This is a genomic window from Malaciobacter marinus (genome assembly GCF_003544855.1).
Classification (GTDB): Bacteria; Campylobacterota; Campylobacteria; order Campylobacterales; family Arcobacteraceae; genus Malaciobacter; species Malaciobacter marinus.
The window spans coordinates 2551717-2566093 of the sequence record NZ_CP032101.1 but is presented as its reverse complement, the minus strand read 5'-3'; the positions used below and the strand labels follow the sequence as shown (position 1 = coordinate 2566093).

Annotated in this window: 15 protein-coding genes; 9 read left to right on the top strand and 6 right to left on the bottom strand. The window is 25.8% G+C overall.

All coding sequences use genetic code 11. The annotated features are described in order from the left end of the window. The first annotated feature begins 4 nt into the window (after window positions 1-4). Genes AMRN_RS12460 through AMRN_RS12440 form a run of 5 tightly spaced genes read left to right on the top strand, consistent with a single transcriptional unit; the run spans window position 5 to window position 4213 of the window. Window positions 5-574, top strand: a complete 570-nt coding sequence (locus tag AMRN_RS12460) for a 4Fe-4S dicluster domain-containing protein (RefSeq protein WP_079577667.1) — start codon at window positions 5-7, stop codon at window positions 572-574. Continuing rightward, the gene (nrfD, locus tag AMRN_RS12455) at window positions 567-1538 is read left to right on the top strand and encodes an NrfD/PsrC family molybdoenzyme membrane anchor subunit (protein ID WP_099310681.1); all 972 of its coding nucleotides are present in this window, start codon (window positions 567-569) and stop codon (window positions 1536-1538) included. Before AMRN_RS12460 ends, nrfD begins: the two co-directional genes overlap by 8 nt. A 42-nt stretch (window positions 1539-1580) precedes the next feature. Beyond that, window positions 1581-2246, top strand: a complete 666-nt coding sequence (locus AMRN_RS12450; RefSeq protein ID WP_099310680.1) for a response regulator transcription factor — start codon at window positions 1581-1583, stop codon at window positions 2244-2246. After that, on the top strand, window positions 2230-3399 hold the full coding sequence (locus AMRN_RS12445; RefSeq protein ID WP_099310679.1) for a sensor histidine kinase: 1170 nt from the start codon (window positions 2230-2232) through the stop codon (window positions 3397-3399). The genes AMRN_RS12450 and AMRN_RS12445 overlap by 17 nt, the downstream gene beginning before the upstream one ends. Next, window positions 3389-4213: a cache domain-containing protein gene (locus AMRN_RS12440; RefSeq protein WP_165375082.1), complete on the top strand. Its 825-nt coding sequence runs from the start codon at window positions 3389-3391 to the stop codon at window positions 4211-4213. The genes AMRN_RS12445 and AMRN_RS12440 overlap by 11 nt, the downstream gene beginning before the upstream one ends. On the opposite strand, the gene AMRN_RS12435 is transcribed toward AMRN_RS12440, so the two are convergent. From AMRN_RS12435 to AMRN_RS12415, 5 genes are read right to left on the bottom strand one after another with little or no spacing between them, the layout of a single operon-like run. Further along, window positions 4214-4984, bottom strand: coding sequence for a DNA-processing protein DprA (locus AMRN_RS12435; RefSeq protein WP_099311306.1), 771 nt, complete (start codon window positions 4982-4984; stop codon window positions 4214-4216). Between the two features lie 33 nt (window positions 4985-5017). Next, window positions 5018-6088, bottom strand: coding sequence for a divergent polysaccharide deacetylase family protein (locus tag AMRN_RS12430; protein WP_191282139.1), 1071 nt, complete (start codon window positions 6086-6088; stop codon window positions 5018-5020). Window positions 6089-6129: 41 nt separating this feature from the next. After that, entirely contained in the window at window positions 6130-7152 is a 1023-nt protein-coding gene (gene ilvC / locus AMRN_RS12425; protein ID WP_099311307.1) for a ketol-acid reductoisomerase, read from the bottom strand. 48 nt (window positions 7153-7200) lie between these two features. Next, window positions 7201-9279, bottom strand: coding sequence for a sensor histidine kinase (locus AMRN_RS12420; RefSeq protein ID WP_099311308.1), 2079 nt, complete (start codon window positions 9277-9279; stop codon window positions 7201-7203). Window positions 9280-9292: 13 nt separating this feature from the next. Continuing rightward, window positions 9293-10051 carry a substrate-binding domain-containing protein gene (locus AMRN_RS12415; RefSeq protein ID WP_099311309.1) on the bottom strand — a complete coding sequence of 253 codons (759 nt, stop codon included), beginning with the start codon at window positions 10049-10051 and terminating at the stop codon, window positions 9293-9295. 61 nt (window positions 10052-10112) lie between these two features. Between AMRN_RS12415 and AMRN_RS12410 the strand changes: the two genes are divergently transcribed. Further along, window positions 10113-11966 (top strand): RNB domain-containing ribonuclease, encoded by a 1854-nt coding sequence (locus tag AMRN_RS12410; protein ID WP_099311310.1) that lies wholly within the window; start codon window positions 10113-10115, stop codon window positions 11964-11966. Here the strand turns inward: AMRN_RS12410 and fliW are convergent. Further along, complete coding sequence (fliW, locus tag AMRN_RS12405) at window positions 11956-12324, bottom strand: flagellar assembly protein FliW (RefSeq protein WP_099311311.1); 369 nt, start codon at window positions 12322-12324, stop codon at window positions 11956-11958. The genes AMRN_RS12410 and fliW overlap by 11 nt on opposite strands. Window positions 12325-12395: 71 nt before the next feature. Between fliW and holA the strand changes: the two genes are divergently transcribed. The 3 genes from holA to AMRN_RS12390 all read left to right on the top strand — a co-directional run bounded on the left by holA (window position 12396) and on the right by AMRN_RS12390 (window position 14370). Beyond that, window positions 12396-13376, top strand: a complete 981-nt coding sequence (gene holA / locus AMRN_RS12400; RefSeq protein ID WP_099311312.1) for a DNA polymerase III subunit delta — start codon at window positions 12396-12398, stop codon at window positions 13374-13376. 74 nt (window positions 13377-13450) lie between these two features. Next, window positions 13451-13804: a 30S ribosomal protein S6 gene (gene rpsF, locus AMRN_RS12395; RefSeq protein ID WP_099311313.1), complete on the top strand. Its 354-nt coding sequence runs from the start codon at window positions 13451-13453 to the stop codon at window positions 13802-13804. Between the two features lie 20 nt (window positions 13805-13824). Then, window positions 13825-14370, top strand: coding sequence for a single-stranded DNA-binding protein (locus AMRN_RS12390; protein WP_099311314.1), 546 nt, complete (start codon window positions 13825-13827; stop codon window positions 14368-14370). The last annotated feature ends 7 nt before the right edge of the window (window positions 14371-14377 follow it).

The following is a 14377-nucleotide window of genomic DNA, read 5'->3' as shown; positions in this document are numbered from 1 at the left end:
AGTTATGAGTAAAAAATATAGAATGATTCATGATGAAAATTTATGTATAGGTTGCCAAGCTTGTAGTGTTGCATGTAGAAGTGAAAACGATGTTCCAGATGATATTTTTAGACTACAAGTAAGAGTTGAAACAAAAGGAACTTTTCCAAATTTAAAAATGGATATGAGAAGACAATCATGTGTTATGTGTGAAGATGCACCATGTGTTGAGGTTTGTCCAACAAAAGCATCATTTCAGACAAATGATGGAGTTGTGCATATTGATGAAAGCACATGTGTATCTTGTAAATACTGTATTGTTGCTTGTCCTTATAATGCAAGATTTATGAATCCTGTTACTAAAGCAGTGGATAAATGTACTTTTTGTTATTCAAATAGAGTAAAAAAAGGTTTAGATCCAGCATGTGTAACAGTTTGTCCAACAGATGCATTAGTATTTGGAGATATAAGTGATACAAGTTCTGAAGTTTATAAAAAAGCAAATGAGAATAATTTATTGTATCCAAAAGCACATTTAGGAACTAAACCTAAAGTAGCCTTTGTTCCTAATAAAAGAGGAGTAAGTTATGAATAATATGTGGGGAAGCACAGCTCAATATGAGGTTATAAGTTGGCCTTGGCCAATTGCAGTATATCTATTTTTAGCAGGACTTAGTGCAGGTTCTATAATCATTGCACTTCTTGTAAAATGGAATAGACATGAAAAAGATAGTTCATCTATTTGGGATGCTATGGTTAAAGCTGGTGCGATAATCTCTCCTCTTACTATTTGTGTTGGATTATTGCTTTTAATTGTTGATTTAGGGAAACCTTTATCTTTTTATTGGTTATTAATAAGTTATAACTTTACATCAGTTATGACACTTGGTGTAATAGCTTTATTTATCTATACACCTTTAGCATTTGTTTTTATGGGATTGATTTTTGAAGATACGATTAAAGAAAATAAACTTTTATCTATTTTTTCACCAATAATTTCATATATTAAAAGTTTTGAAGTTTATGCAAAAAGAATTGAGTATGTATTGTTTGGATTGGCCTTAATAGTAGGAGCTTATACAGGGTTCTTATTATCAGCTAATATGACATATCCATTGTGGAATTCACCTGTACTACCTATTTTATTCTTAGCTTCTGGTATAAGTGCAGGTATTGCAGGAAATATTTTGGTTGGTATGCTTTTCTTTAAAAGTAGTATCAATAAAGAGAGTATTAAATATTTGTTGATTTTAGATTTAAGAGTTATTTTATTAGAAATACCTCTATTAATTATACTATTTGTTGGTATGCTTTATGCAGGTGGAAATGCTGAAGTTGCAGCAATTCAAGCATTAACTGTTGGAAAATGGGCTTCTATTTTCTGGTTTGGAGTTATTGGTTTTGGATTGATTTCACCTTTATTAATAGCATTTACTGCATTAAGAAACCATGCTTATAAAATTGGATTTATATTAATAAACTCAATGATTGTATTAGCAGGTGTTATACTACTTAGATTTTATGTGGTATATGCTGGACAATTGTTTACAGGAGCATAACTACTAGAGAGGTTTTTAACCTTTCTAGTTATATAATAACATATGAAAATATTACTTTTAGAAGATGATTATAATTATAATGAAAGTATTACTGAATACTTAGAGGATTTAGGGTTTCAAGTTGATAGCTTTTATGATGGGGAAGAAGCATTAGATGCTATTGTAGAAAATAGTTACTACTTGTTGATTTTGGATATTAAAGTTCCAAAATTGAATGGTCACGAATTAATCAAATATATAAATGAAATGGGAAATAAAACACCAATACTTATAATGACTTCTTTGGTTGATATTGATAATATGACTATTGGATATGAGTTAGGTTGTGATGATTATTTAAAAAAACCATTTGAATTAAAAGAGTTAGAGTTAAGAGTAAATCAATTAATTAGAAGTAAATATAATACAGATAAAAACTCAACATATAAACTAAAAGATGGTTATACTTTTGAGTTTATTTCAGGAATATTAAGAAAAGATGATATTGAAATAGAATTAACATCAAAAGAGATAGAGTTAGTAAGGTTTTTAATTAAAAATGCAAACTGTTACTGTGAAATTGAAAATTTAAGAGAGAATGTTTGGGAAGGAAAAGAGATACATTATGCAGATATTAGAATGTATATTAGTAAAATTAGAGTTAAAACTAGTAAAGAGTTCATAGTATCTTCACGAGGATTGGGATATAAAATTGAAATACCAAGTTAATGAAAAAAAAGTAGCCTATTTTTATACTTTTTTAGTGATGGTACTTTTTTCAATACCTACATATTTTGCAGTTGTTTTCTCTTTTGAAAAAGAGCTTATTTTAAAAGAGTTAGCCCTTGAAAAATTTACAAATGATTTAGAAAGAAAGATATATTCTGAAAATATGGATTTGTCAAGAAGTGTAAAAATAAAGTTTGCACTTTTTGATGAAAATATGCAATTAATCTCTTCAAATTTATCTAAAGAAATAGTCTATTATGATTTTAAGACATATATTGACTATCCTTACATGTATTACAAGCAAGAAATAGAATATAAAAATAAATATAATGCAAGATATATAATTAGTGAAGTACAAATAAATTATGCAAAAATGATTTTTATTGCAAGTTTGCTTTTTTTGGTAATACTTGCAAATATATATATTCTAAATAAAGTTATAATAAAAAGTACAGCAAGACCTTATGAGTTAATGCAAAAGTATACTAACTCTTTTTTTAATGATACTATGCATGAATTAAAAACTCCCTTGGGTGTAATTAATATAAATTTAGATTTACTTGTTCAAAAAAGTGAAGCAAATAAATATACAAGAAGAATGAAAACTGCATTAAAGCAAATACAAATCACCTATGAAGATATAGAATATCATATAAAAAATAAAAAAGTAAAATATATAAAAGAAAAACTTAATATATCAAATTTATTGCATTCAAGAATAGACTTTTTTGAGGATCTTGCAAATTCAAAAGCTATCTATTTTGATGTAAATATTGACAATGAATGTTATGTATTTATGAACTCTTTAGAGTTTCAACGAATAATTGATAATACATTAAGTAATGCAATAAAGTACTCAAATCCAAAAAATAAAATCGAAATAAAATTAGAAAATAAAAATGATATATCAAAACTTAGTATTAGAGATTATGGACATGGTATCAAAAATATTAAGTCAGCTTTTAATAGATTTGATAGACAAGATGAGGTTCAAGGAGGATTTGGACTTGGGTTAAATATTATAAAAAATATTACAAATAAAAATGGAATAAAAATAGATGTTGAGACAAAAGTAGATGAGGGTAGTACCTTTATATATGAATTTAGAAATTATAAAAAGAAGTTTTTAGATGGAGTTGAAGATGACAATTAATAAGAATTTTGTTTTTCTAATACTATTCGTTGCAATTAGTTCGTTTTTTCTATTTTGGGCATTTAATAATTATATGATTTATGAACAAAAAAGCAGTAATGAAGATACAATGGATGTATATCTTAATGATTTAGCAAAAGAGATAAAAAAAAATAAAGAGTTAGTATTAACTTCTGCTGTTTTAATTTCAAAAAATGATGATATAAAAAGGTGTTTAAAAACTAATAATAAACAAGACTGTATTAAATATTTACAAAAATCAAAACGAAGTTTAGTTAGTACTTCATTGTTTAAAGATATAAAAATTCATTTGCATAGAAAAGATTTAAAAAGTTTTTTTAGATTATGGGATTTAAAAAATAGTAAAAATGATTCATTAAAAGATTTTAGATACTGTTTGAAAATAGTAAAAAATGAAAAAAAAGCAAAATCCTGTATTGAAATTGGTCGTTTTTCCATGTTAATTAGAGGAGTTAGTCCTGTAGTTGATAATGGAGAATATTTAGGATCAATTGAAGCAATTATAGATTTTAGTTCAATTATTGAACATTTTAAAGAAAAAGATATCAAACTTTATGTACTTATGAATAAAGATTATTTATCTATACCTACAAAAGTTAAATTTAAAAAAGAACAAATTTTAAATAATTATGTCATATTAAACAATAAAATAGAAAATTTTTCTTTCTTGGATAATAAAAGATTTGAACATACAGGATATATAAAAAAATCAAATTATTATTTATTATATACTCCAATATACAATATTAGCAAGGAACAAATTGGTACATATGTATTAAAAATATATATATGATTAAAGAAGTACACAAACTCCATTTTCTACTTTGAAAATGCAGTTTAATTCATATTCAAAGATTTTATCATTGTATTTTATTAGTGCTTCTTCATATGTAGGTTTCGTTTTTAGATAATTTATTACTTCATCTTCTTGTTTAGAATTTTGATGTTTAAAGCTATTTACAAACTCATCAATATCATAAATTACTTCAACGAAACCTTTTTTAATATATTTGATAAGCCCTTTATTATCTTCAATCCTATGGGCGATTGTATATACTTTTTTATTCATTTTTAGAGCATACTCTAAGCTTCTAATACTTCCTGAGTTCTCATCTGCTTGCATTATAATTAATATATCACCTAAAGCTACTACTACTTCATTTCTATGTACAAAGGTGTATCTAGTAGCTTTAAAATCATCTTTATAAGTACTTAAAAGTAAACCTTGTTTTTCAATGGAGTTTAAAATATTTTTATTTACTTTGGGATATTTTATATTAAGTCCATTTGCCAATACACATATGGTATTATCAAAGCCTGCTCCTTGGTGAGCTATGGCATCAACTCCCATTGCTCCACCACTTATAATGCAAACTCCTCTTTGAGATAGTTTTGATGATAATTCATAACATAACTGTTTAGTATAGTTTATAGGTCTTCTTGTGCCAACTATTGAGATACTAGGTTTATCTAATAAATTTATATCTCCTCTAAAAAAGAGTTCATTTGGATATTTCTTTAATGAGTCTAATTTCTTTATATGAAAATCTAAAATTTCAGTCATAAAACCTCGATAATAATAATTTATATTATTATATCAAGGTTTTGGTAAAAATGGAAGTTCACTTAAATATATTAGTTCTAAATCTTTTAAAAGTGGTTTAGACTCTTTTAGTACTTTTAATGTAATACTATAAGGATGTCCAATGGCAATTGAATAACCACTTTTTTTAGAGATTCTAATAGCTTTTTTTAATTGATTTTGAATGTAATTAAAATCTTTTTTATTATCAATAAATATATTTCTTGCAATATATGGCATATCATATTTCTTTGCATATTTTTTTGCTACTGTTTTAGCTGTTGTTCTACTATCTACAAAAACTAAGTTATGTTTTTTTAATGCTTTAAATAAGTAATCCATACTTTTTTCATCTGAAGTAAATTTACTTCCTGTATGATTGTTTGTATAAACAGCGTCTGGATATGCTTGCTTTAGTTCTTTAACTCTTGCTTCAATTTTTTTATATGAGTCACCAACATGTAAGGTATTTTCTTCTTCAAACTTAAAAGATTGAGCTTGCATAGGAAAATGTATCATATAAAAAGGTAAGCCTTTTGCAACTTTTGATGAGTGTGGATGTTGTTTTGTTGGAGGTAAAAAAGACATTGTAACTTTATATCCAATATCTAAAATACTATCAACTTGTCTTTGAAGTGTAACATCATCAATTATAATAACAAGTTTAGATTTTTTATCTTTTTTTGGTTCTTTTTTTATTGTTTTTGAAACTTCATTTTTAATTTCTTTTTTTTCTAAATTTTTTGCTTTTTTGTGTATATACTCTTTGTCAAACTCTTTTGTATACTCTTCATATTTTACTTTATTTGATTCATCCATAAAATATTTTTCAATTTTTTTATCTGTATAATTATTTAAATCTAAATCTTTTTTAATTTCGACTTTTATTGTATTTTTGAGTTCTTTGTTATCTTTTTTTAATAAAAAGAAATAACTTAATACTGATGTAACTAGTGCTAATATAAGTATTAATAAAATTAGGTTTATTGTTTTTAGTTTATTATTGTTTTTTTGAGTCTTCTTTTTTCTATTTTTAGGTGAAGTGTTTTTTCTTGGGTTATTTTTTCTTGGTTTTCTTTTTGTCATATATATCAGTTAACATAAAAGTAAGGGGAACCTTACTTTTATTAGTTTTTCTCTTGGTCTACAATTTTATTTGCTTTAATCCAAGGCATCATATCTCTTAATCTTCTACCAGTTACTTCTAGTGGATGATTAAATAAGTTATTTCTTTCAGCTGTCATTCTTGGATAACCTGATTGTCCTTCTAAAATGAAATCTTTTGCAAATTTACCATTTTGAATTTCAGTTAAAATATCTTTCATTGCTTTTTTAGACTCTTCATTAATAACTCTTGGTCCAGAAACCATATCACCATATTCAGCAGTATTTGAAATAGAGTATCTCATATCATGAACTCCACCCTCAAACATTAAATCAACAATTAATTTTAATTCGTGTAAACACTCAAAATATGCCATCTCAGCAGGATATCCAGCATCTGTTAATGTTTCAAATCCAGCTTGAACTAATGCTGAAACACCACCACAAAGTACAGCTTGCTCACCAAATAAATCAGTTTCAGTTTCATCTTTGAAAGTTGTTTCAATAATACCTGTTCTTCCTCCACCAATTGCACTTGCATAAGATAATGCTATATCTTTAGTGTTTTGTGATGGATCTTGATGAATTGCAATTAAATCTGGAATTCCTCCACCTTTTTGAAATTCAGATCTTACAGTATGTCCTGGTGCTTTTGGAGCAACCATCATTACATTGATATTTTTAGCAGGAGCAATTCTTCCATAGTGAATGTTAAACCCATGTCCAAATGCAATAGTTGCACCATCTTTTAAGTTTGCTTCAATTTCACTTTTATAAATATCAGCTTGATTTTCATCTGGTAATAAAATCATTACAATATCACTTTGTGCAGTTGCTTCAGCTATAGTTTTTACAGTAAAACCTTTAGCCTCTGCTTTTGCCCAAGATGAACCACCTTTTCTTAATCCAACAATTACTTCAACACCTGAATCTCTTAAGTTTTCAGCGTGTGCATGACCTTGTGAACCAAATCCAATCATTGCTACTTTTTTTGACTTTATTAAATCAATATTACAATCTTTATCATAGTAAACATTTAATGCCATAGTTTTCCCTCTGTATTTTTAGTTTGCGTGCATTATACTCAAAAGAATCTAAAGTTTTGGTAATAAGATAGTAAAACAAGCACCTTTGTAAGTAGTGTTATTAACTGTTATTATCCTATTTTCAACATTTAATAAACCATTCATATGTTTTTGTATAATTTCTTTACTCATATATAAACCAATTCCAGTACCTTGTGTTTGATGTTTTGTTGTAAAGTAAGGGTCAAAGATTTTTTCAATATTTTTTATATCAATTCCTCCTGCATTATCAATTATTTCAATGATATTATATGCATCTTTTTCAAAAATATTTATGGTAACTTGTGGGGTTTTTATTTTGTTGTTTGTAAAAGCATCTTTTGCATTACTTAAAATATTCAAAAAAACTTGTGAAAGCTCATTTGGGAATCCAAAAGTGATATTTATATCTTCTTTGAAGTTTGTTAGTACATCAATATTTCTATCTTTATATGATGCTGCTGTTATGCTAAGACTATTTTTAAGTATTTTTTGTATATCAAACTCACTTTTTTCTTTATCTTCTTTAAAAAAGTTTCTAAAGTCTTCTATTGTTTGAGTCAAAAACTCGACATATGTAATTATAGATTCATAGGATTTTTCAATATCTTCTTTTTGATTAATGCCAAGTTCCATTTGAAGTTGCATTGATGAAGCTGTTGAAGATATAGCTGATAAAGGTTGTCTCCATTGATGAGCAATATTTCCTATCATTTCTCCAAGGGCTGCAAATCTTGATTGTTGAATCATTTTTTTATCTTTTGCTCTATTTTTTTCTAACTCTTCTTGAACTTTCTTTTCTAAGGTTTCATTTAAGTCTTGAAGTTGTTTTGTTTTTGAATCAACAATATTTTCTAAATTATCATTTAGTTTTGCTAATTGCTCTTGCACCTTTATCTCTTTTGAAATATCATTTAGTGATATTATGATTATAAAATTCTTATCATTTAAGAGTTTCTTTTTTGCTACTATTGAAAAATAGTGTAAGCCATTTAGATTTTTCATAGCTACTTTATGAAGTTTATTTGGATTTTGTAAAATATATTCATACCACATTAAGCCATCATAATCAATATCTAATATAAAGTCTTTTCTATTTATATCTTGAAAAAAATCACAAATGCATGCATGCTCATCTTTAAAATCATCAAATGTATTATAGCCATTGAAAAAATCTACTAAAGCACTATTCGCATCAAGCATCTCTTCGCCATTACTTACAACTACTATATTAGGTTGTCCATCTAATATACCTCTTGTTGCAGCTTCTTGCATTTTTAATTCTTGCATTTTTTTTTCTAATTGTGTATTTAAATCAAAAAGAGTTTTTGCATTTTTATTTATTTGTTTTACTATAAAATAAGTAAGTATTAAAACAATAAATATAATTGAAGCAATAAGAATTAGCTCTAATTTTTGATATTGCATTTTCTCTTTTTTAATTTGATTTTGTAATTTTTGAAGTGTAATCTCACCTTCATATTGCAATCTTCTTGTATTTTCTGTAATTCTAATAAAAAATGCAGGAGTTAATTTATAAAATCTTGTAATTTTTTTTGTTAATTTCTCAAACTCTTTATGATTTTTTGAAGATCTGTAAAGTTCTGCTTTATTTAAAAGTAGTTTTAATTGATTTGTCATATTAATAAGTTGTTCTAATTTTGGTCTTAAATCAATTGATTCTAAAGAGACAATACTTTTATTCTCTTTTATATAATTTATTTTTTTTATTGTATTATTGTGACCAACAATATTAAGTCTAAGTACTCTTTTTAATTCTCCACCATTTTCTAAAATGTCAAGGGCGTTTTTTATTGTTTTTACTCTTTGTTTTAATCTATTTAAAATTAACTCTCTACTTCTTTTATTTGTTGTGGTTGTTGCAATTTCATAAAAATCTGAACGGATTTTATATAAATCATTTACTATATATTCACCAATTTGTATTTTTGCTTCTTGATTTTTTGTTTTATCATCTAAGTTTTCTAATAAATTTAAAAAGAAAAAGTGAAGTACTATTAAACTTATAATTCCTATTAAAAATATACTAACTAATAAAATTAGTTTTGAAAGGGTATTTTGTTTATTTGCAAGTGATAGTTTTATCAAAATTTATCCTAATTTAAAATCCATATTCTTTCATTATTTGTTGACCTTGTTTACTTTTTGCAAACTCCATAAAAGCTTTTGCAATCTTTTTATTTTTTGAAAAACTTAAAAGATTTATTTCAAGTCTTTTTTTAGGAGCATATTTTTCATCAATTTCAATTACATCTATATGTTTTGAGTTTTCATTCCACATTGCAGTTGCTTTCCAATTAATAGTTATATTTGTTCTTTTTTCAATAAGAGATCTGTTTAAATTCCTTGAATCAGTTCCAATCTCAATTGCATTGTCGTAGGCTTCATTGAAAAAATCTTCACCTTTGTATGCAAGAAATATTTTTTTTGTCATTTTTCCAATACTACCTGAATTGGGATTACATAAAATAGAAGAGTTCATAGAATTTACAAATGCATCTAAATCTTTTATTTTTAAAGGATTGTTTTTTTCTACAAAAATAGCTGCTTGGTTATATCCTATAAAAGCACTATCAATTATAAGTGAATCTTTTTTATTTTTGATTCTATATGAATCACTTCCAGGAAGATATAAATCACCTTTTTTTGAATATTTCAATGCATCATATAAATCTTTTGACCCACCTTGTGAGATTTTGATATTACAATTGTATTTTTCTTCAATAATTTTAGCCATTTGTTTAATTGGTTTAACCATTGTTATTCCACAATAAAAAATTAAAGTTGGTTTTTGCTTTGCCATTAGTGTTGAGTTAATTATAAAAGTAGTAAATATTAAAATAAAAAATTGTTTAAACATTACAATAAGCCTTAAAAGGATTTTAGATAAGATACTATCATAACATACTTAAGGAAAAAAATTGTATAAACAACTATTTGAAAAGATAATAAATTCTAATAATACTTTCAATAAAGAAGAACAAAAAGTAGTTGATAAGCTATTAAAAGATTCAATTTTAACAAAACAAGAAGATAAATTTGAAATAAATTCAAAATTTAAAATTGCAAAAGTTAAATTTGAAAAAAATTATGCATTATTAGAAGATATAAGTAACGAACACAAAAATATAAAGCTAGAGTTTGATCTTTTAAATGGAGCATACGAAGGTGATTTTGTAGTAGCAAAAAGAATTTTTAATCCAAGAAGTAAAATTAAAGCAAAAATAGTACATGTTTTCTCTTCAAAAGTAAAAGAGCTTTTAGTTTATGTACAAGAAAATAGTTTATTTACAGTAAAAGAGAGCATAGAGTTAGATTTTAAAGTAAACAAAAAATATCAAGATGGGCAAATACTCCTAGTAAATAGTAAAGATTTTGAAACTATAAAAAATATAGGACATATAGATGATCCTAAAGTTGATGAGTTTATCTCTTTGTATTTATATCATGAATTAATAAGATTAGAGTCTGAACTTGAGATTGATGCAAAAATGAATGATACTAATAAAAGAGTGGATTTAACACATTTGAATTTTTGTACAATAGATCCAGCAAGTGCAAAAGATCATGATGATGCAATCTATTATGATGAAAAAAAACAAATAATATATGTAGCAATTGCTGATGTTTCATATTTTGTAAAAGAGAATTCACAACTTGATAAACTAGCATATATGAAATCAAGCTCTATTTATCTTCCCTCAAAAGTTTTACCAATGCTTCCAAGAAAGCTAAGTGAAGATATGTGTTCTTTAAGAGAAAATGAGAAAAGATATGCATATGTCTTTGAAATACATTTAGATACAAAAAATTTAGAAATAAAAAGCTCAAAACTATACGAAGCAATAATTGAATCAAAAAGAAAGTTCTCATATGGAAGAATTGATAGGGTTTTAGATGGCAAACTTGATAAATATACAACATTAGAAAAGCAAATATTTGACTCTGTTGTTAAATTATATGATGTGACTAAAGCATATAGAGCAAAAAGGCTAGAAAAAGGTTATGAATTTAGATCAAGCGAATTAAGATTGAAATTAAATCATAATAGTGAACTTGAATCTATTGAAGAAGAAAACTCAACTGCATCACATCAATTAGTTGAAGAGTGTATGCTTTTTGCAAATATTGAAGCTAGTAAGAAAGTTAATAGTGTAGGTATATATAGGATTCATGAAGAACCACCTTTTAAAGCTATTACAAAACTTGTTGATGAAGTAAATAGTTTAGGTGTAAATGTAAAGTTACAATCTACAATTCATGAAACAATTAATCATATACAAAATAAAGCAAAGCATACTACTTTATCAAAAGAGATTGATGAACTTATAATTCATGCTCAAACACAAGCAAAATACTCTTCAAGGAATTTAGGACATTTTGGTTTAGGATTTAGCTCATATTCTCATTTTACAAGTCCAATTAGAAGATATTCAGATTTAGTTTTACACAGAATGTTAAAAAGCAATCAAACACCTGATAATATAGAAGATATATGTGATTATATCTCTATTCAAGAAAGAAAAATTGATCAACTTGTTTGGGATTTTGAAGATAGAAAATATGCTAGATTTGCAAAAAAACATATTAAAGATGAGTTTAGAGTCTATATTACTGATAGTGAAAGAGGTTTAGCAAAAACATATGATAAAATGCCTGGAATGAGACTTATATTAGATAATTATAAAGGACAAGTAATATACTCAAAGTTAAAAGTTATTATAAAATCTGTAAATATAATTACAAAACAAATTGTGGCTTCTATTAAATACTAAGTTCTGACATTGTAGTAAAAAAAGAAGTTGATTTTTTTATAATATATTGTCCTAGAAGTTTTTTATCTTCATTTATAACTACTGGTGCAGTTAAGTTAACAACTGAATTTGCAACTGGATTATTTATAACAATAGAAAAATAAAAAGAAATTTTTGTATCTTCATCAATTTGCATTTTTTTTAAGAAACTCTCATCAAACTCAATATCAAAACTTTTTATTGAGTTTGATGAAATCATATGCATATTAGTATTGTCTTTTTCATCAATTTGTAAAATAGAAAAATCTTTGTCTAGTTTTTCTATATTCATGTATTTAATTTTATCAAAACCTAAAATAGGAACTTTTACTTCATACAACTTTATGCCTTTTTGATTTTAAGCTTAAGGATTTTATTAAAAAATAACTTAATCTTAGATATTATATCTTTATGTATAAAAATGAATTTGATAACTTATTAAAGCAAAATAAAAAGTTTGATGCGTATATGTTTTATGGGCAATCTACTTTCTTAATTGATTATTATAGTAATTTAGTTGCACAAAGTATTGCACATGAAAGTGATATTCAAAGAATATACTTTGATGAGTATGACTTTAAATTTATAAAAGAGCAACTTTTACAGTCATCACTTTTTTCATCTACTAATTTAATAATTATCAAAACAGAAAAAAAGATACAAAAAAAAGAACTTACAGAATTAATAAATGCATGCAATATTAATCCTGACTCTACACTTATTTTTTCTTGCCTAGGAGATATTGAGTTTAAGACAATGAGTAGTTCATTTAGTGCAAAAACAAATTCAGTTAGTGTTAGAATGTTTGCACCTTATATAAATGAGGCTTTAAAGCTTTTAGAAAAAGAAGCTAGAGCAATAGGTTTAGATTATGAAATGTCTGCTTTAAATCACTTATATTTTATGCATAGGCATGATTTGAGTTTGTGTATAAATGACTTGAAAAAATTAGTTATACTAGATAAAAAAATCAATACTAACCTTATAAATTCTCATTGTTTTGGTATTGGAAATGTATCTTTTGAAGATTTTTTAAATGATTTAATATTAGGAAACGACATCTCAGAAGAGTTACAACTTTTATTAGAAGAGGGAATGAATGAAATTTATTTATTAAATCAAATTACATCATTTGTTCAACAATTATTTATGATAAGCGCTTACACAAGAGCATTTGGTACTCCAAATGCAAAAGAGATTTTAGGATATGTTCCTCCTAAAAATATTTGGGAAAAAAAGAGTAAATTAGCAATTTCAATAAAACCAGAAGTATTTCAAGAAATGTTTGAATTTCTACTTGATTTAGAGTTAAAACTAAAATCTACAAAAATTAATAAAGAAAATCTATTTTTACAGGCAAGTCTAAGAAAATTTACAGTTATGTTTAGATAAAATCACGAACTTTACAAAAAATCCTTGCTGATATTTATGTAAAGATACCGGCACAAACTATAAGGAGCAATTAAATGTCAAAATTAAAGCATTATGAAACAATGTTTATTATTAAGCCAACTCTTACTGATGAAGAGACTGTGGCAGAAATCGAAAAAGTTAAAGCTAACATCGAAAAAAATGGTGGTGAAATCGTATCTTGTGATGATATGGGTTCTAAACAATTAGCTTATGAAATTGAAAAAAACAAAAGAGGTTATTACTTCGTAATTTACTTTAAATCACCTGCAAATGCTATTTTGGAGTTAGAAAGAACTTACAGAATCAATGAGCAAATCTTAAGATTTTTATTTATTAAATATGAAAACAAAAAAGAGATTACAGCTTGGACAAAAATGAGTGACGAGGCAGCTAAAAAAGCTAACTAATAACACATAAGGACCTTCAAATGTATAATAAAATAGTAATGGTAGGAAATCTTACAAGAGATATTGAGCTTAGATATTTACCAAGTGGTGCAGCAATAGCAAAATCAGCAATTGCGACTAGTTATAAGTATAAAACATCAAGTGGTGAGCAAAAAGATGAAGTTTGTTTTTTAGACTTTAATATCTTTGGAAGATCTGCAGAAGTTGCTAATCAATATTTAAGAAAAGGTTCAAAAGTACTATTAGAAGGAAGACTTGTATTAGAACAGTGGACTGCTCAAGATGGAACAAACAGAAGTAAACACTCATTAAGAGTTGATACTATGAAAATGTTAGATTCAAAAAGTGATAGTCAACAACAACAAGGTGGTATGGATAATGGTTATAATAACTATAATGCAAATGCATCAAATCCACAGCCTCAACAAAACCAATACAACCCTTCAAGTACTCAAAATGATTATGGACAAAAGAATAATTATGGTGGTATGAACTCGGCACAAAATAGTGCTCCTGAGCATAAAATACCTGAAATCGATATTGATGAAGATGAAATACCTTTCTAGAAAACAA